The sequence below is a fragment of the Geminocystis herdmanii PCC 6308 genome (genome assembly GCF_000332235.1).
Lineage (GTDB): Bacteria > Cyanobacteriota > Cyanobacteriia > Cyanobacteriales > Cyanobacteriaceae > Geminocystis > Geminocystis herdmanii.
Genome location: NZ_CM001775.1, coordinates 4,112,197 through 4,135,762, shown reverse-complemented (window position 1 = coordinate 4,135,762; position 23,566 = coordinate 4,112,197). Strand labels below are relative to the sequence as shown.

General features: G+C 32.1%; 20 protein-coding genes. 17 read left to right on the top strand and 3 right to left on the bottom strand.

Going from position 1 to position 23,566, the window contains the following annotated elements:
- The first annotated feature begins 113 nt into the window (after positions 1 to 113).
- The 5 genes from SYN6308_RS20580 to SYN6308_RS20560 are packed head-to-tail and all read left to right on the top strand — an operon-like array spanning position 114 to position 9,145.
- Positions 114 to 3,419: a hypothetical protein gene (locus SYN6308_RS20580; protein ID WP_017296356.1), complete on the top strand. Its 3,306-nt coding sequence runs from the start codon at positions 114 to 116 to the stop codon at positions 3,417 to 3,419.
- Positions 3,420 to 3,476: 57 nt separating this feature from the next.
- Complete coding sequence (locus tag SYN6308_RS20575; protein ID WP_017296355.1) at positions 3,477 to 4,319, top strand: hypothetical protein; 843 nt, start codon at positions 3,477 to 3,479, stop codon at positions 4,317 to 4,319.
- Positions 4,320 to 4,337: 18 nt separating this feature from the next.
- A complete protein-coding gene (locus SYN6308_RS20570) occupies positions 4,338 to 5,852 on the top strand; it encodes a hypothetical protein (RefSeq protein WP_017296354.1) in 1,515 nt (504 codons plus the stop codon).
- A gap of 32 nt (positions 5,853 to 5,884) precedes the next feature.
- Positions 5,885 to 8,815, top strand: coding sequence for a hypothetical protein (locus SYN6308_RS23110; RefSeq protein ID WP_017296353.1), 2,931 nt, complete (start codon positions 5,885 to 5,887; stop codon positions 8,813 to 8,815).
- Between the two features lie 33 nt (positions 8,816 to 8,848).
- The gene (locus SYN6308_RS20560) at positions 8,849 to 9,145 is read left to right on the top strand and encodes a nucleotidyltransferase family protein (RefSeq protein ID WP_017296352.1); all 297 of its coding nucleotides are present in this window, start codon (positions 8,849 to 8,851) and stop codon (positions 9,143 to 9,145) included.
- A gap of 200 nt (positions 9,146 to 9,345) precedes the next feature.
- Here SYN6308_RS20560 and SYN6308_RS20555 read toward each other — a convergent pair whose 3' ends face one another.
- Positions 9,346 to 9,558, bottom strand: coding sequence for a DUF2283 domain-containing protein (locus SYN6308_RS20555; RefSeq protein WP_017296351.1), 213 nt, complete (start codon positions 9,556 to 9,558; stop codon positions 9,346 to 9,348).
- A gap of 261 nt (positions 9,559 to 9,819) precedes the next feature.
- Between SYN6308_RS20555 and SYN6308_RS20550 the strand changes: the two genes are divergently transcribed.
- Positions 9,820 to 10,920, top strand: a complete 1,101-nt coding sequence (locus SYN6308_RS20550; RefSeq protein ID WP_144051482.1) for a hypothetical protein — start codon at positions 9,820 to 9,822, stop codon at positions 10,918 to 10,920.
- Positions 10,921 to 11,179: 259 nt separating this feature from the next.
- Positions 11,180 to 12,106 (top strand): hypothetical protein, encoded by a 927-nt coding sequence (locus tag SYN6308_RS23625; protein WP_144051481.1) that lies wholly within the window; start codon positions 11,180 to 11,182, stop codon positions 12,104 to 12,106.
- Positions 12,107 to 12,190: 84 nt separating this feature from the next.
- Here SYN6308_RS23625 and hpnA read toward each other — a convergent pair whose 3' ends face one another.
- Both hpnA and psbN read right to left on the bottom strand, forming a co-directional pair.
- Positions 12,191 to 13,177 carry a hopanoid-associated sugar epimerase gene (gene hpnA / locus SYN6308_RS20540; protein ID WP_017296348.1) on the bottom strand — a complete coding sequence of 329 codons (987 nt, stop codon included), beginning with the start codon at positions 13,175 to 13,177 and terminating at the stop codon, positions 12,191 to 12,193.
- A gap of 356 nt (positions 13,178 to 13,533) precedes the next feature.
- Positions 13,534 to 13,665, bottom strand: coding sequence for a photosystem II reaction center protein PsbN (gene psbN / locus SYN6308_RS20535; RefSeq protein ID WP_017296347.1), 132 nt, complete (start codon positions 13,663 to 13,665; stop codon positions 13,534 to 13,536).
- Positions 13,666 to 13,752: 87 nt separating this feature from the next.
- Between psbN and psbH the strand changes: the two genes are divergently transcribed.
- From psbH to dnaG, 10 genes are all read left to right on the top strand, one after another.
- A complete protein-coding gene (psbH, locus tag SYN6308_RS20530) occupies positions 13,753 to 13,956 on the top strand; it encodes a photosystem II reaction center phosphoprotein PsbH (RefSeq protein WP_017296346.1) in 204 nt (67 codons plus the stop codon).
- An 82-nt stretch (positions 13,957 to 14,038) separates the two neighbouring features.
- Positions 14,039 to 14,302 (top strand): TatA/E family twin arginine-targeting protein translocase, encoded by a 264-nt coding sequence (locus SYN6308_RS20525; RefSeq protein WP_017296345.1) that lies wholly within the window; start codon positions 14,039 to 14,041, stop codon positions 14,300 to 14,302.
- A gap of 101 nt (positions 14,303 to 14,403) precedes the next feature.
- Positions 14,404 to 15,384 carry a GHMP family kinase ATP-binding protein gene (locus SYN6308_RS20520; protein ID WP_017296344.1) on the top strand — a complete coding sequence of 327 codons (981 nt, stop codon included), beginning with the start codon at positions 14,404 to 14,406 and terminating at the stop codon, positions 15,382 to 15,384.
- A gap of 292 nt (positions 15,385 to 15,676) precedes the next feature.
- Positions 15,677 to 17,347: a transglutaminase-like domain-containing protein gene (locus SYN6308_RS20515; RefSeq protein WP_017296343.1), complete on the top strand. Its 1,671-nt coding sequence runs from the start codon at positions 15,677 to 15,679 to the stop codon at positions 17,345 to 17,347.
- Positions 17,348 to 17,524: 177 nt separating this feature from the next.
- Positions 17,525 to 19,447: a 1-deoxy-D-xylulose-5-phosphate synthase gene (gene dxs / locus SYN6308_RS20510; protein WP_017296342.1), complete on the top strand. Its 1,923-nt coding sequence runs from the start codon at positions 17,525 to 17,527 to the stop codon at positions 19,445 to 19,447.
- A gap of 65 nt (positions 19,448 to 19,512) precedes the next feature.
- Positions 19,513 to 19,737: an AbrB/MazE/SpoVT family DNA-binding domain-containing protein gene (locus SYN6308_RS20505; RefSeq protein ID WP_017296341.1), complete on the top strand. Its 225-nt coding sequence runs from the start codon at positions 19,513 to 19,515 to the stop codon at positions 19,735 to 19,737.
- On the top strand, positions 19,730 to 20,113 hold the full coding sequence (locus tag SYN6308_RS20500) for a type II toxin-antitoxin system death-on-curing family toxin (protein ID WP_017296340.1): 384 nt from the start codon (positions 19,730 to 19,732) through the stop codon (positions 20,111 to 20,113). The genes SYN6308_RS20505 and SYN6308_RS20500 overlap by 8 nt, the downstream gene beginning before the upstream one ends.
- A gap of 108 nt (positions 20,114 to 20,221) precedes the next feature.
- A complete protein-coding gene (locus SYN6308_RS20495; RefSeq protein ID WP_017296339.1) occupies positions 20,222 to 20,821 on the top strand; it encodes a hypothetical protein in 600 nt (199 codons plus the stop codon).
- A gap of 224 nt (positions 20,822 to 21,045) precedes the next feature.
- Positions 21,046 to 21,546 carry a hypothetical protein gene (locus tag SYN6308_RS20490; RefSeq protein ID WP_017296338.1) on the top strand — a complete coding sequence of 167 codons (501 nt, stop codon included), beginning with the start codon at positions 21,046 to 21,048 and terminating at the stop codon, positions 21,544 to 21,546.
- A gap of 50 nt (positions 21,547 to 21,596) precedes the next feature.
- Entirely contained in the window at positions 21,597 to 23,510 is a 1,914-nt protein-coding gene (dnaG, locus tag SYN6308_RS20485; RefSeq protein ID WP_017296337.1) for a DNA primase, read from the top strand.
- Positions 23,511 to 23,566: the final 56 nt, after the last annotated feature.

Below are 23,566 nucleotides of genomic sequence, written 5' to 3'. Positions count from 1 at the left end.
CCCAACCCTTCTCCTAATAGGAGAGGGCAAAAAAAATCAGTAAAACAGGCATCTTGCCTGTGACTAAATATCCTCAGAAGGCTAAAGCCTTTACTACAAACTAATTAAAAGCTATGGCAGATTTACTACTATCCAAACTAAAAGACGATACCAATATTACCAAAGGGCAACCTGCTCAATGGGAAGGAAAAGGAGATAATGCCTTTCGAGACGTAGCCGATAGCCTCGATTATCAAGCACCCGGAGCTATGAAAAGTGTTAGCTCTGTACCGACAATGTGGGCGCGCCCTCTCATTACCGAAATGGCACTCTATGACATCAATCACCCCATTCATCAAGTGATGGTAGCTCAATGGCGAGGCATGATGGCGGCGATCGCACTGGCGGAAGTGGAAGGATTTAATTTAAAAGTACAATTTTTAGATTTGTCCACCCAACGATTTCAACCCTTTGGGGATGCCTTATTTCAACTAATGCCCGAACCTATTAACGCCCTTTACACAAGAGAAGGTAAAAACCCTTGGGAAGAAGTTTATATTTTCCTTTGGAATGGCAAAGCCGTTGGTATGACTAGCCCTAGTACCCTTGTTTGTACCTCCGAAGAAGGTATATGGGACGGTTTACGATGGTACAAAGATGGAATGTTAGTTAGCCCTGAGCCTTATTTAAACCAAGAATCGAAAGAGTTACTATGGCGCTGGTTAGAAAATATCCAAACTAAAATCATCGATTATCAAGGGAGTTCGATCGCTCTTAACCGTATGATTGGCTTAATTTCTCAATTCCGCAACGATTTACAAATCAATGATCAAGCACCCATTTTAAGCCTTAGCAATAACCCTAACTTTTTCGGAGAAACCATTAATCGAGGCGCGTTAACTTTACTCAATCAACCCATCAAAATTCCTCCAAAACCTTCTAACTTGCGAGTTATTCCTAGTGGCATTTACACCAGTAAAAAACCCCTCATCATCATCGATGAAAATATTTCTGAATATTGGGGAGTGCCAAAACAAAATATTTGGGTACATCAAGACAAAACTCTGGCATCCTTAAATCTCAAGGATTTGCGAGATGGTACATTAAATTGGGATGATGTAAATTGGCTCACTTCTGAGGAGTTATTTTTGGAAGAATTAGCATTTTTAGATTTAGAAGACGCTCTCCCCGGTGGTATTGTACCGAAAGGAAAACAACCTCTTACCTTCAACGGCGAAAAAATTACCCCTTTACTGCCCCTTAATCCCATTCTATTGGACTACTTCACCCCCGAAGATTTAATCAATATCATTGAGTTTGAACCGTTTAATAACGTCAATGGGCAAGGGATTCGCCTAACTCTTAGCATTCCCCTCTCTGGTATTAGCAATGGCAAACAACAACAGTCACAAAGCCTTCGCCTCCAAAAAGAATATATTTTGAAGGAAGAAAACGCCATTAAGTATATGCCTGTGTTGACGGTTTGGCCTAATTTCCGTGCTACTAACTGGAAAACTTATTATACTTTTTACTACGATGGTGCTTATGGAGATCAAACTTTTGGCGTATATTTTCCTAATCCTACCCAACAACCCCGTAGTTTTAAAGCTCCTAATGGTACTGGATCATACCAACTTTCTACATTAGATAAAATGCCGACCCATGTAGTTTGTAAAGATAGTCGTTATCCATCTACAGATTTAGGTTTAATTTTATTAGCTACCCCCCCAGAAATTAACCCTAGAGGCACATGGCGAGTAGGGGTTGACTTTGGTACTTCCTTTACTAACGTTTATGTTAAGGGAGAAAATAGCGGTGATACTGCCCTCGAAATTAACAATAATTTACAACTGAATATCACGGAAAGCCCTTTACCTACCCGTATTCCTACCCTTTTACAAAGTTTTATTCCTGAAACTTTTTTACCACCTGAACAACCTTTACCTTTATCAACGGTACTCACTACCCAAAACGGAGAAGAACATGGAGAATTACAACCTATTTTAGACGGGCGTATTTTTGTACCTGATCCTGCGGAGTTTGATCCTGATAAGCAATGGATTAAGTTAGATTTAAAATGGTCAAATATGAAATATTCTAAAGCCTTTTTACGGCATTTAGCTCTTCATATTTCTGCTTTAGCGGTGAAGTCCACCATAAATTCGATCGAATGGAGTGTATCTTATCCTAGTGCCTTTTCCGTCACCAACTTAACCACTTTTCACCGAAACTGGGAAGAAATAGCCGAAGAATTAAGTCCGAAAACAGGCATTAACTACTCTACCCCTAGAATTGATGATACTCAGCGTTTTTGTACTGAAAGCGTAGCCTTAGCTCAATATTTTAAAGATAAAGAAAAAAATCCTCTTGTGCGTACCACTTGTATTGATATGGGAGGAGGAACTTCTGATATATCTATTTGGGAAAATAATCGTATTATTCATCAATGTTCGGTGTTATTTGCAGGAAGAAACATTTTTTCAGAAATTATCGCTATGAATCCCCCTTACGCTCAAAAATTGATGAAGGAATTTATCAATAATGATTGGAATGGATTAAGCGAATATTCCATCATGACAAATATTGATGTAGCCTTACGTCACAAAGCAGAAGAATGGCTAAATAAAAAACGTATCTATAAAAACGAGGATGACTATTTTCAGCGTTTAATAACTCTAACTGCTTTAGGAGTCGGCGGTTTATATTACTATGTAGGCTTAATTTTGCGAGTCTTGCACGAACAAGGCAAGTATAGTAAAGAACAAATCACATCTGTATATATTGGTGGTAACGCTTCTCGTTTCTTACATTGGCTTTCTCCTACGGGTAAATTTGATCAAAATACCGAATTTAATAAACTTCTGAGTTTAATGTTAAGTAAAGGTTCTGGTTTCAAAAATACTAATGAGAAAACTAGATTAAGCACTCGTCCGAAGCATGAAGTAGCTTGTGGTTTAGTTTTAAGTCAAACAGAATTAACGGGAATCATTGAAAATACTGATAAACAACCCATTGCGGGGGAAGATTATTATGTGGAATATCACGATGATGACGAAGAATTTAAGGAAGAAAGAAACTGGGAATCTCGTCTTCATTTAGAAGGTACAATTACTAAATTTGATATACCTAATCTTAATCATTTAGAGAAATTTTTATATGAGTTTCATGCAGGGCTTAAAAGTTTAAATATTGAGACGATTAAACCATTATCTCGTAACGATTATAAACCACAAGTACCAGCCAATGAGCGTCCAGAAAATGAATCTCAAGAAGAAAAAAATAGTGACTTATGGGGAGAAATTAAATTTCACCTTGAAAGTGAACTATTAGAAGTCAAAGGAGATGCCAAAAATATTAGAGAAAAAACACCTTTTATTATGGGGTTAAAATCCTTACTTCATGTCTTAGGCAGAAGATGGGCGGATTCCTATAAAGATTAACTTAATTACCTTGTGGATTTGGGTTACAAATCAGTAGCCCAATCTCATTGATAAAATATGAATTTAACTAATAAAAATAAATGCCCTATTTGCGGTACAGAATATGTTAAAAATCAACAAAAATGCAAAAAATGCTATTGGAATTTATCTTTATCTTCTCCTGAGACAAACTATTCAGTAAACCAAGTTATTCTCTATGCTGAAAATTGGGCAAAAAATGCTTATCGAAAAGCGAATGATTATTTAAAAGAAAGAAATCAATTAAGGAAAACAATGGATGAATCACACAACTTAAAACAGGAAATCTCAGAACTAAAACAAGAAATTGCTAATTTACAAGATCAAATATGTAAAATTTTAGCGACTCAAGCTAGTGAATCGGAGAATTTTAAAAATGAAATTATCTCAGAAGTAAAAGAATTAATTAGACAGTCTTTAAAGTCTGATAACTCCAATCAACAATCAAATATTATTCAAACAGATTTTATTCAAGAACAATCTTCTTCTAAAAAAGAATTGCATCAAGAACTCGATCGATATGAAGAATATATAGTTAATGAATATTATAATAATCCTAATTTTTTAACTGAACACGCTTATAAAGTGACTCCTACAAAAAAAAGTTTAGAAGATATTTACTTGAATCGAGCTACTGAAATTATATTTCAAGACTCCAATCAAAATGGTTATTGGATAGTTGAATTAAAAAATACTGGTTATTACTTACTACCTGATTTAGAGCTTAAAATTAATACTAATTCTAAAACGGTAAAAACTATTTTTGAATTAAAAAACTATCAAGAATTTTCTACAAATTTTCGAGTAATTAAACCAGCCAAAGTTTATGAATGTAATAAAAATCAATGGCAATTGTTAACAAAAGGTATCTTACAATTTTAATAATTAATAGAGGTAATTATGCAAAATAAAATCATTAAATTAGTTGTTTTCAGTTCTTTGTTTCCCTTATTATTAATAGGATATAATAAATCATCTTCATCTCAAAATAATCCTGCAGTGGATTCTAGTCCGAACATTGTTAATTTACAGAATGAAGTTAATGCAAAATATAAAACTTTTGCCAATAATTTTCAGGAAGAAGAACAATTATTAAAGGAATTACAAAAAGTAAGTAATAACTCTCCTAAAACGATCGAAATTCAGCCTGATATTTATAACCAGATTCAACAAAACTTAAATGAATTAACAACTGCACTTAAAAGTTTAGAAAATGATAGTAATGAAGCACAAAAAACAAAAATTAAAGAAGTCTTAAATTTAATAGAAACTCCTAAAGATAATTCTGAAAAATTAAATTTAGCGTCTTTTCTTGCACTATTAAATGATAATAAATTAGAAGACACAGAAATTTGTGAACAAATACAAATACCTTTAGAAATTTTTAAAGATAAAAATGATAGTGATTGTGGTAATTTTGGCGTTCAAACTTATCAAAAATTAAATGAATTTTTAGCACAGCAACTTACTATAATCCAAACAAATATTGATAGCCTTAAATCTTTATCTACTCCTCAAATTTCTAACAATCAAGAAAATACAGATGATTCACAATCTCAAGAATTACTCAATAATAATCACCTTTTAATTATTATTATCATTACTCTTATTTTAAACTTAGGTTCGATCGGTTTAATCATTTGGCTTATTTTATCTAATAAAAATAATCAAAATATTATTAAAGATTTAAAATCACAAATAAAGAATCATAATAGTCAAATACATAAAGGAGAATTGAGTAATAAAAAGAGGAAAGATGAAATTAAAGAATTAAATAAAAAAATTAAGGAAATAGATATAAGAATTAATGCTGAATTTTCTCATATTAATTCCCAATTAAGACAGTTAAATATTCCCATCAAAAATACTCCCCATAATCACGGAATAATTAATCATTTACTTAGTGGTGATGGAATTATTCCAGAAGAAAATCAAGTTAATGAAGTAGTTATACCAGAAGAAAGTCAAAATAATAATGTCTCTATTCCTCTTGATAAAGTAACCCCTCCACCAATTTCTGAAGATATGATATTAGCCAATTTATATCAAGAAAATCCCCAAAGTTTTTTAGGTAATTATAAGGCTATCAGAGTCAGTATGACAAAAGATACGGTTAATAAAGTTTCCGCAGGTACATGGGAAGGAATTATCGAATTAGAAATGAATAGTCGCAATGGTGAATATTATATTGTTGAAGATAATAGTGGTAAATGTTATTTATTTTTAAATCCAGAAATGCTATTTAATCCTCCTACTTTACAGCAAATTAATAAATCTAAATTATTTGTTTGTAATGGTAGTTTATCTCAAACTTTAAAAGGGAGTGAAGTTAATATTATTAAACCTGCTACTGTCATAAAAGATAATCAAAATTGGCGATTAATTCAGTCAGGAGAAATTGAGTTAATCAATTAGTTATTTAATTTTTTATCACTAACATTAATAATATGAGTCAAAATCCTTTTAATTCTCAAGATTTAGAATCTATCTATTATAAATTTCAACAAATAGATAAAAAACTGCAAGAGTTAGAAAAAGCTAATCAAAGAATTATCGTTACTGGTAGTAAATCTAACCCTCAACCAAAACCGATAAATATTAGTGAGGAAGAATTAATTAATATCTATAATTATACGCCCCAAATTTTAGCAGAATATGCTAGTCCTGTTTCTATTACGGCGGATACTTATAGAAGAAAAAGCCAAGAAAATATTTATTTAGAGTCCACAATTAATGGTTATTATTGGGTGATTTTAACGGAAAATGCTGAGGATAAATTTTATTGGTTAGTACTAAATGGTAACAGAAAAATTGATTTACACCGTTTTCAAAATCAAATTATTTCTTTATTTAATATAATTTATGAGGATGATAAAAAGACTAATCGCAATATAATTCCTGCATTAATTAAGTTAAGTCAGTTAGAAATATTACCTAGTGGCACAACATGGAAATTAAAAGAAAAAGGATGTATTTCTTGTGTTAATAGCAATAATCAATATTTCTTGTTAGAAAAACCAAAACAGTTTAATTCCAATATAAATTTTTCTCAAATTGACGTCGATAAATTATTTTTACCTGAACTCTATTTTTTAGATTTAGAAGACGCTTTACCGGGTGCAATATCACTTAATAACTCAGATTCAATTACATTTAATGATGAGATTATCACCTTATTATTACCATTTAATTCAGAAATTTTTAATTATTTTAGTGCAAATTATATAATTGAAAATACTCAGATAAATACTGTTCAAGATAATGATATTCTCAATATTGAGTTTAGTTTTGAATATAATAACAAAATATATAAAAAAAGCTATGTATTAGCTGAAAATAATAGCATTCGAGATATACCAGTTTTGAGTATTTATCCTAATTTTATAGCTGAAAATTGGCAAGAATACTATACTTTTTACTATGATAGTGACTATGGAGATGACACATTTTATGTACAATTTCCTGAAGTGAAAGAATATAAAAACTTTAAAGCTCCAGATGGCACTGGTTCGTATCAAATTAATCGTTTAGATAAATTCCCAGATTATATTATTTGTAAAGATTTTAAAGAACATGAAATAGGACTAATTTTGATTCCTCCAGCACCTGAAATTTATCCTCATAATTTTTGGCTAGTGGGAATTGATTTTGGAGAAGAATTTACTAACGTTTATATCAAAAATGATAATGGTAAATGTTTGCTTCTTGATATAAATAAAGAATTACAGGTAAATATTACAGAAAGTAAGATAGCGACTCGTTTACCAGCATTAATAGAAAATTTTATCCCCGATACTTTCTTACCATCGGACGATCCTTTACCATTATGTACTGTTTTAACGACAAAAAATGCTCGTCCTGAAAAAGAAAGGAGAATTTTTGATGGTAGAATATATATTCCTGATCCTGCGGAATTTGATCCTAATAGACAATGGATTAAAACAGATTTAACATTATCTAACATTAAATATCACAAATTATTTTTAAACAATTTAGCTTTTATTATTAGTTCGATCGCCACCAGTGAGGGAGTAAAACAAATTCAATTTTCCCTCAGTTATCCTGATAATTTTTCCCTTGTTTCTAAGTCGATATATCATAATTTTTGGGAAGAAATTACCGCAGAATTAAAGGAAACAACTGGAATTAAATATTTGCTTTCAACCATAGATGATCAACAATATTTCTGCCCTAAAAATTTAGCATTAGGTTACTATTGGCAAAATCAAGAAAAAAAACCTTTAATAAGAACTAATATTTTAAATATCGATCGAACTTCAACAGATATTTCTATTTGGGAAAATCGTCGCATTATTTATCAATCTTCCCTACCCTTTGGCTATGAAGAAATTTTTTCTCAACTCTTAGCTTTAAATCCTCCTTATGCCCAGAAATTGATGAAAGAATTTATTAATAATTATTGGAATGGATTAAGCGAATATTCTATTATGACGGAGATTGATAGGGCTTTACGTCATAAAAATGAAGAATGGTTAAGTAAACAACGGATATATAAAAATGAGGATACTGATTTTCAATCTTTTATTTCGATCGTGACTTTAGGAATAGCTGGAATATATTATTATCTTGGGATGATATTAAAAACTTTACATGAAAAAAACGAATATAAATCAGCTAAAATTCCTCAAACTTTTATTAGTGGAAATCATTGTTCTTTTTTACATTGGTTATCGCCTACGGGTAAATATAATGAAAATGACGAGCTTAACAAACTTTTTAGCCATATATTAAGTAAAGCATCAGGGTTTAAATACAGTCAAGAAAAAACGTTTATTAGTAATAAGCCAAAACATGAAATAGCTTGGGGTTTAGTCTTAAATGATGGTTCAATTAGTGGAATTATAGACAATTCCGAAATGTTGATAATTGACGAAGAAAATGACAATATAGAATATGGAGATAAAAAGGAATTTAATATACCTGAATTTGACCATCTTAAAACATTTATTTATGAATTTCATAAGAGTTTAAATTTATTAAAGATTCAAACAATTAAACCTTTGTCAACTTTAGATTATATTGCTAATGAGACTAATCATAAAATAAATCATCAACTTTGGGAAGAAGTTAAAAATTATTGGAAAAATGAATTAAATAATACCCAAAAAGATTCTGTATTGATTGAAAAAAATCTTTCATTTATCATAGGCTTAAAATCTTTAGTTTATGTTTTAGCCAATAGATTAACAAGAGAAAAAGATGATAATTTAGACAACAAACAATCAAATATTTTTAATGGTCATTTAGATGATAAAAGTGAGGGATCAATTTTAGATAATTTTGATAAAACTTTCCAAGAAGTTAAAAGTATTTTTGAAGATAAAATACAAGAGTTTAAGGATAAATTAGACAAATAAAGAGGTTCGATCGAACTTGAGGCACAAGATAAAATGAGTAAATTTGATAAAATATTAGAAGAAGATAAAAAAGAAAAAATATTAAGTATTTGTGCTAAATATGGAGGGTATAATGTCAGAATATTTGGTTCTTATGCTAGAGGAGAAGCCACAGAAAAAAGCGATTTAGACTTGTTAATAGAGATGGAAAAAGGAAAAAGTTTATTCGATCGAATTGCCTTAAAACAAGAATTAGAAGACTTTTTAGGTATAAAAGTTGATATAGCTAAACCTAATAATCTCCATGAAACCATTAAAAATCAAGTTTTACAAGAAGCAATTTTTTTATGAAAAATAATTTACTTTATCTAAACAATATTGAAGGTTATACAAGTCAAGGTAAAAAAACATTTTTTGAAAAATAAAATACAGGAATTTAAAGAAAAATTATAAAACAAATATATAGGTTCGATCGAACGGAATATCTTAAAACTAATAATTTGGGATAAAACTTTCAGAATTGACTCTCTTTTTATTCGATTTTCCACATTTTAAATAGATAAAGTCTCAAAAGCAATAGGTAAAGATTGATTTTTAGTGGAAAAATTTAACTTTTCAAAACCAATAACCTTACCATTTTTATCTTTCATCAATAAAACTTCATCCCCTGTTTCTTCCACTTCATATTCATTGTTAGGATTGTCAAACCAAACTACTAAAGTATCTCCCAAAGAATCATAAAAAACTTGTCTTACTTGTACCATTAATTTATAGTTATTATTATAGTAAAGCCTAAAGAAAATAATAACTTTAAAGTTCTTGTTTTTTTGCCTACCTTCACAAAAATACTTTTTATCACCTCTTAATTGAGATTGCTTCAGATTGCTTCGTTACCTCGCAATGACAGAATATTGTTATGATGACATAAGTTTTAGGATTGTAAAAATTAAGTTACTATATTTTGTACAGCTAAAATATCTAATACATAAGATGTTAGATACTTGATGACAGAAAAAAGAAACACAATGAAAAATCAAAATTACTCCGATGACATTAATAACATTCTCAAAAAAGTTTATCAAAAAATTCAAGCCTTAGATAAAAAATGCCAAGAATTAGAAAAAGCTAATCAAAGAATTATCGTTACGGGCAGTAAATCTCAACCTCAACCCAAGCCGATAAATATTAGTGAAGAAGAATTAATTAATGTCTATAATTACACTCCCCAAATCTTAGCTGAATATGTTATTACTGTGTCTGTTACTGCCGACACTTATCGACAGAAAACAGCAGGAAAGATTTATTTAGAGTCCACAAATAATGGTTATTATTGGGTTATTTTAAGGGAAGAAGGAAACGAAAAATTTTATCATTTAGTGCCTAATGGTAACAGACAAATTAATTTGCATCGTTTTCAAAATAAGTTAAAATCATTATTTGTTATTCAAGGAAAAATAGAGTCTAATAATAATAATTTGATCATAGAAAAACTAGCTAATTTAGAAATATTACCTTCTGGTTATTTATGGCAGTTGTTGGATAAAGGAATAATCAAAATAGATAAACCTTCATCGATTAATAAATTATTAAATGAGTTGCAAAAAATTAACACTCAATCAGGAGCAGTACCTAATAATATAACTAATTTATTATCTCTTGTTCATGAAGATCATCAAAATTTAGTTATTTTAATAGAACAACAAAAAAACTCAGAAAAATATATTTTTGATACTATCAATAAATTTTTACAATTCAAAGATAAATTAGAAGTAACTACCAATAAATTAGAGATAGATTTTAATAATCAAAAACAGGAAATAAAACAGCTAGAAAATAAAGAAGGACAGAATAATCAGCAAATAAATTTAATCGATAAAAAAATGAATGAACTCAAAGAGTCTATGCAAATTTTATTAAAAAATGTGAGTACTTTATCATCTATTACTCAAGAAGATCATAATAATTTAGGTACTCTAACTGATAAACATAAAAACCTAGAAAAATTTACTATTGAAACAGTTAATAAATTTTTAGAATTAAAAGATAGATTAGACACCAAGATTGCTGAATTAGAAATTAAGTTGAATTACCAAAAAGAAGAAATTAGGCAACTAAAAAACAAATAAATATAAACTTGTCAAAACAAGATAATTTTACAACCGAAATAAATCCCCCTTCTTCACTTGACAATAAAATTGTAAAAGAAAAACCAATAATGTCGATCGAACTTTATCTTTTATAGTTTATCATTAATAAACTATTACACTTTGCAAAAAAACTGCTAATTACAAAATTATTCTTTTAAAATAGGTACTTTTTATGATCTTGATTTTAGTAATAATAGTTGTTTATTTATTATTTTGGGTTGATTTATTAAGTAAAAAAATGCAAAAAATAAGTAAAAAAACTAATGAAATATTTAAAAATAATGTAATTCAAGAAGCTCATATTATCGCATTAGAAACCAAAGAAAAAAATCGTAATCAACAAATTAATTTAATGGATAAACGTATTAAAGATTTACATAATTCTTTTGAGAATTTATCTTTAAATGTTCCTGATTTACTGCAAACTCCGCCGACAATATATCCAGATAATAGCCTAGAAAAAAAACCTGATTTTCTGCCTGAAAATACTTCCATTATTAATGATCAAGAATTGTTACCTATTTATCAAAAAATTCAACAAATAGATAAAAAATTAAAAGAATTAGAAATAGCAAATCAACGAATTATTGTTACTGGTGGAAAATCGAATCCTCAACCAAAGCCTTTACCTATTGATAAAGATGAGTTAATGAATATTTATAATTATGCCCCTCAAATATTAGCTGAATATGCTACCCCTGTTTCTGTTACCGCCGAAAGTTATCGAAAAAAGACAGGAAAAACTATTTATTTAGAACATACAATTAATGGTTATTATTGGGTAATTTTAACACAAGATGAAAAAGAACAAAATTATTGGTTACTTCCTAATGGAAATAAAAACATTAGATTTTATCGTTTAAAGGAGCAAATAAGATTATTATTTACCTTAAAAGGAAGTAAGCAGTTTAGAACAAATATTTTGACAATGACAAAATTAAGTAGGTTAGAAATTGAGCCTTCAGGATTATTATGGCAATTAGTAGAAAAAGGCTGTATTGAAAATAAAAGAAGTGAAATTATTAATCTCAAAAAAACTATTCAACAAGATTTAGAAGACAATTTAACTCATTTTGTTAACAATTTAAAAGAAGACTTTAATCTTGCTATAAATAATCATTTAGCAAAACTTCCCACAAATAATATTACTATTAAAACAAACTAAAAAATATTTTTTATCAAGTTCGATCGAGCCTATATAATTAATAAAAATCAAATATGTAATTCCCAAAAAATACTAATCACGATATTAAGATTTTTGGTGATTTAAAAACCATTTTACCGATCGATCGATCGCTTGATCAATATTTGTTTGCGGTAAACCCAATTCTTTAATCGCTTTACTAGAATCATAGTACATAAATTGAGCCGACATTTTCACCCCTTCCACCGCTACAGAGGGAGTTTTACCCAACTTAGTTAAAACATATTCATCAAAAAAAGCAACGGTGAGGGGAAGCCACAAAGGAAACTTAATTTTCGGGGCTTTTTTCCCCGTAATTAAAGCTAATTTTTCTAAGAATTTTTGTAAAGTTAAATTCTCATTCCCTAATATATAACGCTCTCCAGTTTTACCTTTTTCCAATGCTAAAATATGTCCTTTTGCTACGTCTTCCACATCAATAAAATTTAAACCTGTATCCACAAATCCGGGCATATTATCCGTTAAAAATCTGACGATAATTTCTCCCGTCGGAGTAGGTTTTATATCAAATTCACCGATGGGAGTGCTAGGATTTACTATCACAATATCTTGACCATTTTTCCCCGCTAAATGAGCTTCTTGTTCGGCATAATATTTCGATTTTTTATAATTTCCAATCAAATTTTCTACGGGAGATTGATAATTTTCATCGGTTAATATACCATCTTTTCTTAAACCAATAGCAGAAACAGAACTTGTATAAACAGTGCGTTTTATTCCAGCTTTTTTGGCACAGTTTAAAATATTACGAGTACCTAAAACATTATTTTGATAGAGTAAATCTTTATCTTTTAACCATAAAGAATAATGGGCGGCAACGTGAAATAAATAATCACAATCAGTCATTTTTTCGGCTAAATTTTGATCATTTAAACTTCCTTCGATTAATTCAATATCTAAGTTTTGAACATTAGATAAATTACTATTTTTTCTCACTAAAGCCTTAACTTGATAGTTTTCTTTTAATAATAATCTCACTAAATTTGCCCCGACAAAACCCGTTGCACCTGTGATAAAAACTTTATCTTTCATAATAATAAGTAAACTTTTATGGCAATCAGTTAAAAATTAGAATAACAGTTGTTGGTTGTTATTCGATCGAAAAAGTTTAAAATTATTTTGTTTATTTTTTATGGCTCTTCTACAGTAGTTATGATAAATTAGTAAAAAATAAAAGCTATAATTTTTACTAAATAAGGCTTACACTAAAATCAAAATCTAATTTAGTTAGGACATAAGTTTCCTCAGTTCGATGCAAGAATGTTTGATAAGGGCAGGTTTCAGGTGTAATTTTCAGAAGATTATATAATTCGATACCTTTACAGCACCGAAAATTTTATCTCGAACTCAGGTGAATTAATTCCTAATTCCATTAATTCCTAATTATTTTAGTCTTCGTGGTCTTCAAAAGGATCACTTAATTCCGCAGAAGGAGGACCAAAAGCGAGATAAATAGAGTATCCTGTAAAAGCAATTACTATGGCAGCAATTGTAAATCCCACGATCGTAGCAGTTTCCATAATAGTTATTTGTTTGTTAAATAAGGGTCTTCTTACTCTATAATATTACGACAGATAAAAAAATAATTGTAATATCTAAGGTTAAATATGTCACAACGTACTCGTTTAGGCGACATTCTGAAGCCTCTTAACTCAGAATACGGAAAAGTTGCTCCCGGATGGGGTACAACCCCTTTAATGGGTGTTTTCATGATTTTATTTTTAGTATTTTTATTGATCATCCTACAAATTTATAACTCTTCTCTATTACTCGAAGGGGTTAATGTTGACTGGAGAAGTCTTGGTCAATAAAAGTTATGATAGTTGATAGTTGATGGTTGATTTTGACAATAGATAGTTTTAAAAATTTTAGACGTTTTAACAAAGAATTATAATGAATGTTTTTGGTATCGGACTTCCCGAAATGATCCTAATTTTTGTGGTAGCTTTGCTTATTTTTGGACCGAAAAAATTACCCGAAATTGGTAGAAGTTTAGGTAAAACTATCAAAGGTTTTCAAGAGGCTTCTAAAGAATTTCAAGAAGAGTTTAAAAAAGAAGTTGAACAGGTAGAAGAGGCAGTATCTATGAATGCTAAATTAGAACCTAGTCAAAATCAAGAAAAAGAAACGACTTCCGCAAAAGTAATTGAGAATTAGATATTGTTAAATAAATCTTTTGCTGAAAATAGGCAAAAGTTACGAAAATTAAATGTTTTATTCTTAATTATTCATTCTTAATTATTCATTCTTAATTCAATATGTTAATATCTCGCGCTCCTGTCAGAATAAGTTTTTTCGGGGGAGGTACAGATTACCCTGAATATTTTTTACGTCACGGAGGTGCTGTATTAGCTACGGCTATTGATAAGTTTTGCTACTTGACGGCGAGTCCATTTCCTAGTCAACTGTTTGACTATACTATTCGATTGTCTTATCGTCAGGTGGAATTGGTGAAGAATGTCACAGAAATTCAACATAATGTTTATCGTGAGTGTTTGCGATTTTGTGGTTTAGAGCAGGATATTGAGTTACATAATGTCGCTGATTTACCCGCTTTTACGGGGTTGGGTTCTTCTTCTACTTTTACAGTTGCACTACTCCACGCCCTTCATAGTTTTAAGGGGGAGTTTGTACGCCCTTTAGATTTAGCCTATGAAGCTATCTATGTTGAAAGGAAGTTACTGCTCGATCGAGTGGGTTGTCAAGATCAACTTATGGCGGCGGTAGGGGGTTTTAATCTGGTAGAATTTCGTACAGAGACGGATATTATCGTTCATAAAGTGCCAATTTCGCCTCAAAGGTTAGCAGAATTTGAACAACATTTATTTGTGGTATTTACGGGGATTAAAAGACGGGCTTCGGAAGTGGTAGCCCACCAGTTAGACAAAGTGATAGATAATACGGACATCCTTAAAAATATGCGTAAAATGGTGGATGATGGTTGGAATATCTTAACTAGCAATCAATCTTTATCGGCTTTTGGGGAGTTGTTGCATCAGGCATGGATGGCGAAACGTAGTCTTTCTCAGGTTATCTCTAATCCAGACATCGATGAATTATACCAGCAGGGCATCAATGCTGGGGCATGGGGTGGTAAGTTATTAGGTGCTGGTGCGGGGGGCTTTTTGCTGTTTTTTGCTCCTCCTGAAGTCCATTCTCAGCTTCGATCGACTTTTGGCAACAAGCAAGTATTACAAGTGAAAGTTAATGCTCCCGGTTCAGAAATTATTTTTTCTTAGTCAAATTAGAGATGAAAAACTTTTTAACCAACCCCTACTTAATTGTTCATGATAAGCAATTTTGCTGACTTTTATTTTGTTATGGTATCTAGGTAACTGAGTTATGATGGACAGAATACTGTCTGAAATTACAAAATAATTAAGACAAAGTTCAAATCATTACCTAGGTCAAAATGAAGGAAAATGGTTAAAACAACCTTGTTTATTTGATTTTTCCTGAATATAGGTAGTAAGTAACGAGCTTAATCTAATTAGCTGTAAGATATTCTCTCATAAGAAACTAATCTCAACCATGACGAATTCTAGTACTCCAAAATTTTATCCCACGATTCGACCTATTGTAGCGACTTACCTTGATGGTATCTGTTTTAAAAATCAAAAACTTTTTGCCATCGATTCCCGCAACGGTTATTTATTGTCTATTAATCCTCAAAATAGTATCACTAAAATCATTAATAGTTCTTATTGGCAAGATTTCATCGGTGCTAAAGGTTTATGTATTACAGATGATAAATTATGGTTTACTAATCGAGAAGAAATTTATGTTTGTACGATCGCATGGGAAGAAGGAGAATTAAAAATAGTCACCCCACCTCAATTTTCTTTTTCTGTTTCCTACAGCGCCAACGGTATTGCTATTTGGGAAAATACTCTCTACATCACTACCCAAAAAACTGGTCATATTCTCGTTTATTCCGTTGGTGGAGATGCCATAACTAAATTTTACGCCCCCGGTATTGGTTATGAAAATATCACCGTTAAAGGGGAAGAAATTTGGCTCTGTGACAATTTGGAACAAACCGTGTATTGTGTGGATAAGGTGACGGGGAAAGTGAAATATAATATGTTGACTCCCTTTGAATATCCTACCGCTTTGAGTTTTTACCATGATGATACCGAAGATAGAGATATTTTATATATTGCCTATAGTGACCAAGAGCCTTATATTAGAGATAATCCTAACGCTGAACCTAATCACGAGTTATTATATCGAGATCGTACTTTTATTCATCCTCTCTACTTTAAATATGATGAGGCAAATAAACAAACTTTGTCTAATGGTTTTCTCCTTGAAGTTACCTATTTAGAAGAAATTGCTCCCCTAGATTCGATCGAATTTAAGGATTTAGAATGGCGTATTGCTCTACCAACACAGAGCGATCGACAAAAAATTAAAAGTATTGAAGCCGTGGGTTTACCCTACATTGAAGAAGATTATAACGGACAAAAAGTCGCCTTATTCAAATTTCCGAAATTTACATCAGAAGAGCGTTTTGTTTTTGGTTGGCGCGCAGTATTAGAAGTTTGGAGTATCAAATATCAAATTAAACCTCGTGATTGTGAAAGTTTGCCTCCCCTACCCCTAGAATTTGAAGGTAAATACTTAATCGATGACGATGATTTATCCATGAGTACGGATGTCATCTTGAGGGGTGCTGAAGAAGCTAGAGGCTCGGAAACCAACATTTTAAGAAAAATGTATAATATTCGTAACTATGTTTATGACCATCTTACCTACGGCATAAAACCTCACATCGACACCCCTGATATTGTCTTGAAACGTGGTACGGGTTCTTGTGGAGAATATTTAGGCTTATTATTAGCATTATCTCGGTTAAATGGCATTGCCTGTCGTACGGTGGGGCGTTATAAATGTCCGATGAAAGTTTTACAATTTGGAGTGCCTTTAGTGCCAGACTTTAATCATGTGTGGATGGAGTTTTATATTCCCACTATTGGCTGGTTGCCTATGGAGTCTAACCCTGATGATTTAGACGATGGAGGTCCTTATCCCACTCGCTTTTTTATGGGTTTGTCATGGTATCATGTAGAAATGGCGAAGGATGTACCCTTTGAAACTCTCATCAGTGAAGGATTGCCTGTTAGTAAAGAAAAAGCCTCCATCGGACAGTTGGCAATTAATCATGTTTCTTTTACCATCGTCGAAGAATTGCAACCCTAAGTAGGGGTTGTTCGATCGTGTTTTAGTAAATTTAATTAATGACAAAATAACACTATTCAAAACAGCAATAATGTTTTAAGGTAAAGCAAAATCGCAAAAATTAAGACAAAATAAAGAAAGCAGTCTTAATATGACGTATTCAGATTAGTCAATTAATAGTATAGGGAATTTAAAATAATGCACTTAAGCGAGATAACTCACCCCAATCAATTGCACGGTTTATCTATTCGAGAATTAGAAGATATTGCGAACCAAATACGAGAGAAGCACTTAGAGACGATCGCAGCGTCTGGAGGACATTTAGGACCTGGTTTAGGGGTGGTAGAATTAACCATCGGTTTATATCAAACCCTCGATTTAGATCAAGATAAAGTACTTTGGGATGTAGGGCATCAGGCTTACCCCCATAAATTATTGACAGGAAGATACAAAAATTTTCACACTTTACGGCAAAAAGACGGGGTTGCTGGGTACTTAAAACGATCGGAGAACAAATTTGACCATTTTGGAGCAGGACACGCCTCCACAAGCATCTCCGCAGGGCTAGGCATGGCTTTAGCACGGGATAGTAAGGGGGAAAATTTCAAAGTAGTATCCATTATCGGCGATGGCGCGTTAACGGGGGGTATGGCACTGGAAGCCATTAACCACGCTGGACATTTACCCAATACAAACATGATGGTAGTGTTAAATGATAATGAGATGTCCATTTCTCCTAACGTGGGCGCGATTTCTCGTTATTTGAACAAAGTGCGGTTATCTGATCCGATTCAGTTTATCACCGATAATTTAGAAGAACAATTCAAACACTTTCCTTTCTTTGGTGATGGTGCGAACCTTTCCCCTGAGATGAAAAACCTCAAGGAAGCCATGAAACGCCTTGCTATGCCTAAAGTTGGGGCAGTAATTGAGGAGTTGGGCTTTACCTATTTTGGTCCGATCGATGGTCATAACCTCAAAGAATTAATTGATACTTTCAACAAAGCCCATAAAGTAAAAGGCCCTGTTTTAGTTCATGTTATTACCGTAAAAGGGAAAGGGTACAGCCTCGCCGAAAAAGATCAAGTGGGTTATCATGCTCAAAGTCCGTTTAATTTAACCACTGGTAAGCCTATTCCCTCCACAAAACCCAAGCCTCCCAGTTATTCCAAAGTTTTCGCCCATACCCTCACCACTTTAGCCCAAAATAACCCGAAAATTATCGGTATCACGGCGGCTATGGCAACGGGTACAGGGTTAGATAAGTTACAACAAAAATTACCCAATCAATATATTGATGTAGGTATTGCAGAACAGCACGCTGTAACTTTGGCGGCTGGTTTGGCTTGTGAGGGGATGCGTCCTGTTGTGGCTATTTACTCCACTTTCTTACAAAGAGCTTATGATCAGATTATCCATGATGTGTGTATTCAGAAGTTACCAGTATTTTTCTGCTTAGACAGGGCTGGAATTGTGGGCGCTGACGGACCAACTCATCAAGGGATGTATGATATTTCTTATCTGCGTTGTATTCCTAATCTGGTGATGATGGCGCCGAAAGATGAAGCGGAATTACAGCGTATGATGGTGACAGGTATTAACTATACTGATGGTGCGATCGCCATGCGTTACCCTCGTGGTAATGGTTTAGGTGTACCCTTAGCAGAAGAAGGTTGGGAAGCTCTTGAAATCGGTAAAGGGGAAATTTTACGCAACGGTGACGATATTTTGCTTATTGGTTACGGCACAATGGTTAATACTGCTATGCAAACTGCTGAGATTTTAAGCGAACATGGTATCGAAGCCACTGTTATTAATGCTCGTTTCGTGAAACCCCTTGATACTGAACTAATCTTACCTTTAGCGGAAAAAATTGGTAAAGTTGTCACTCTGGAGGAAGGTAGTTTAATTGGTGGTTTTGGTTCAGCCGTGGCGGAAGCCTTGACGGATAATGATGTCATGGCAAAATTAAAACGTTTTGGTGTACCCGATATTTTAGTTGACCATGCTACACCCAATGAATCGATCGCCGATTTAGGGTTAACCAGTCGTCAAATTTCGGAACAAATCCTTGCCAGTGCTTGGTTTGAACAAAAACCCTCCTTATCGATGAGCAATTAACCACTGTAGGGGCGAATGGTATTCGCCCACTTGAGATTTTTGAAAATGAAAATGAGCCTAAAAATATGGAAACAAAGTTAAAAAAAATCGATAATTCTCTTGGAATTACCTTTCCTCAAGAGATATTAGATCAATTAGCACTAAAAGAGGGGGATAAAATGAATATTATTGTGACGGGAGATAGTATTCAAATTAAGCCTTTCGAGCCTCATATTGAGACAATAATGACAGCCTATAAAGAAGGAAAAGCAAAATATCATAATGCGATGATCGAACTTGCCGATGGATAATTATATTTGGATTTCTGAAGATATAGCGATACTTATTCATGATGATCTTATCCGAGAATATGGAGGGAGTTTTGGAATTAGAGATGCTGGTTTATTATCTTCTGCTTTAGCACGAGCAAAAAACATATATCTCTATGAAGGAAAGACTTTAATTTTTTTAGCGGCGGCTATTGCCTATGGAATTGTCAAAAATCATCCTTTTATTGATGGTAATAAACGTACGGCTTTTCAAGTAATGTTTGCATTTTTAAAGGTAAATGGTAAGACTCTCAATGTAGCAGAATCTGAAGTTGTTTTCACAATGATAGATTTAGCTGAAGGAAAAATTCAAGAGGATGATTTGGTTAATTGGTTAGAAAAATATCTTTGTCCATAATAGTAACTGTCTATGTCTTAAAAATGACGGAAACTCAAGTTTAGGATTTGATCTCATAAATTCCTAGGATTGCTATATTATTTGAGATATAGTTTTACATTAATCGTCATGAAAAATATTTTAAAATTAACAACCCTTATTCTTGTTACTCCAACTCTATTTACTTTTATTTTTCCTTCCACTGTCAAAGCGAATAATAATTCTTTTGATGTTTGTCTTCGAGAATTAACTGCTAGTGGTGTTCCTGTAGAACAAGCTCAGACAGGATGTGCTGATGCTTTAGTACCCACAGAATTATCAACTTGTGTGAAAAATATTTCGACTAATACCAATATAAAATCGATCGAAGCGCTTAAAAGTTGCTATCAAGTAAGAAGACCTTTAGATTTAAGTAGTTGTGTTGTCAATATTAATAGAGATATTTTAATGGCAAATAATAAAAGTAATACCTCCAAAACAGCCTCTACGGTGACAGAAACCGCCGAAAACTCCATAGAACCAATTATCGAAACCACTGAGACAACTTCGGTAACACCTATTCAAATGGCGTTAGATACCTGTCAGGCTAGTCTTTTACCTTTAAGACATTCTGAATGTGTTATTGGCTTATCTCGTACACCTCAAACCGCAAATCCGACTAAAGCCATGGAAACTTGTTTGAGTGCGGAAGACTTCCCTAGAGATTTATTTCCCTCTTATCAGCAGTAGTCTGGAAAATTAGGGAGTTAGGGAGTTAGGGGATTGGGGGATTGGGGAATTGGGGAATTAGGGAGTTAGGGAGAAAAATTGTTAATAATTAATTCTTCATTCTTCATTCTTCATTCTTCATTCTTCATTCTTCATTCTTCATTCTCCATTCTTCATTCTTCATTCTTCATTCTCCATTCTTCATTCTTCATTCTTCATTCTCCATTCTCAATTCTCAATTGTTTATGGGGAATTATACCCAGATATGTTCGATCGAAACGGGTAATTTAACTCTATGTAGGATTTTCTCAATAACCGATAATAAAGATAATAAGAAAGTTTTTGAGGATAGTGATATGGAGTATGTTTATTTTTTACCGAATGCGAGTTTAACTTTAAGGGTAGTGGATTATGTGGAAAATATGGCTTTTCTTAAAGGTGCATCTTTAACTATTCTTCATCAAGTCAATGGATGGGTTGTCAGAATAAAAACTCCCTATGTCTTGTCGCCAATGGATGATACTAATGTTAAGGCGTTTTTGTCGGAATTAGGTACTCCTTTTCATGTTGCTGTGCGTTTAGAAATGGTGTTTTGGAGTTTAGATATAGGTGATTCTCCCATTGAAGTCATGCGTAATTATCGGGTGGCGATCGTATCTCATGGAACTCCAAAAAGTAATGCGATCGAGAGTTTTCGTCAAGAATTTATCAGAGGTTTAGGGTATCGCCCTGAAACTTTAGCTTAGGAAAATGATAAGATTTGAACTGAAGTAATAGATTTGGTCTTGTCATTGTCGTGGAAAATATTAGTCTGCATCCTGATACGATCGAGGAAGTAAAAGAAAAAGTTGATTTAGTCGAAGTAGTATCAGATTATGTCGTCTTGCAAAAAAAAGGACGAGATTTTGTGGGTTTATGCCCATTTCATGATGAAAAAACCCCTAGTTTTACCGTAAATCAGAGTAAACAATTATATTATTGCTTTGGTTGTGGCGCTGGTGGCGGTGCGATCAAATTTTTGATGGAAATTGGCAAACAGTCTTTTCGGGATGTGATTTTTAATTTAGCGCAACGGTATCAAATTCCCATTAAAACATTAGCACTGCAAGATCAACAAGCCATTCAACAACAAATTTCTTTAAGAGATCAACTCTATGAAATTTTAGCAGTTGCCAGTAGTTTTTATCAACATAGTTTACAACAAAAAGAGGGCGAAAAAGCCTTAAATTATCTCCTGCTCGATCGACATTTAACCTTAGAAAATATTAATAAATTTCAGCTTGGTTATGCTCCTGATGGTTGGCAAACATTGTATAATTATTTAGTAGAAATTAAACATTATCCAGTGATGTTAGTTGAACAGGCAGGGCTAATTAAAAAAAAGGTGAAAGGAGAGGGTTATATCGATTATTTTCGAGATAGATTAATGATTCCTATTCAAGATGTTCAAGGAAAAATTATCGCCTTTGGTGCAAGAAGTTTAGATGGTAGTGAGCCTAAATATTTAAACTCTCCTGAAACTAATTTATTCTCGAAAAGTAAGACTTTATTTGCGTTAAATTTTGCTAATAAAAGCATTATTAAACAGAATAAAGTTATCGTTGTTGAAGGTTATTTTGATGCGATCGCTCTCCATCTTTTTGGCATAGAAAATGTTGTTGCGGTATTAGGTACAGCATTAACTGAACAACATATTAAACAACTTTCTCGTTATACAGAATCTAAGGAAATTATTGTTAATTTTGATGCAGATAAAGCAGGTTTAAAAGCCACAGAAAGAGCGATTAAAGAAGTAGAAAACTTAGTTTATAGTGGTCAATTAAAGTTAAAAATATTAACTATTCCGAACGGCAAAGATGCCGATGAGTTTATTCGATCGAGTCCAGAATCAAGAGAAACTTATCAAGAATTGATAGAAAAAGCCCCATTATGGTTAGATTGGCAAATAGAACAAATTATTAATAGTCGAGATTTATTTAATAGTGCTGAATATGAATCAGCGTTTCAAAGTATAGTAAGATTAATCAATAAAATTAGTAATAATGCCACGAAAGATTTTTATTTATCTCACTGTGCAGAAATTTTAAGTAACAAAAAAAATCAATATAGCTTTAATAGTGCTGATTTACAAAAAATCTATCAAAGTTTAATGTCAGCTACAAAATATGGTAATAAAACCAATAAAAAATCATTTTTTAAACAGGGAAAATCTGCTCAAAAAAATCAAGTAGAACAAGCAGAATTTTTGTTACTATTAATTTATCTTCATTGTCCAGACTATCGAGAAACTATCATGGATGAGTTAGACAATAAAGACTTAGTATTTACCTTAAAATCGACTCGTTTTTTATGGCAAAAAATTCATCAAACTTCTGCTTCTATTACTAATGATAATCAGCAAAATTCTTTGTTAACCACTGTACAAGAAAACATGATTAATTATCCAGATTTTGCTAAACAATTAACTCATTTATTTAATCTAAGTGAAAATGATGAACAAGTTTTATATCAACCCGAACAAATTATTCGAGGTTCGATCGCCTGTTTAGAAACTGTTAAACTGGATAAATATAAACAATATTGTCAACAAAAATTAACAGAATTAGATCAAACAAAAGACTTGACAAATATGACTTTTTACTATCAAGAATTAAGAGCAACCCAAGCACAACTCAAACAATTAGAATCTTTGAGAATGAATAAGGAATAATGGAGAATGGAAAATTGAGAATTGAGAATGGAAAAGCTCGAACTCAAGTGATAATA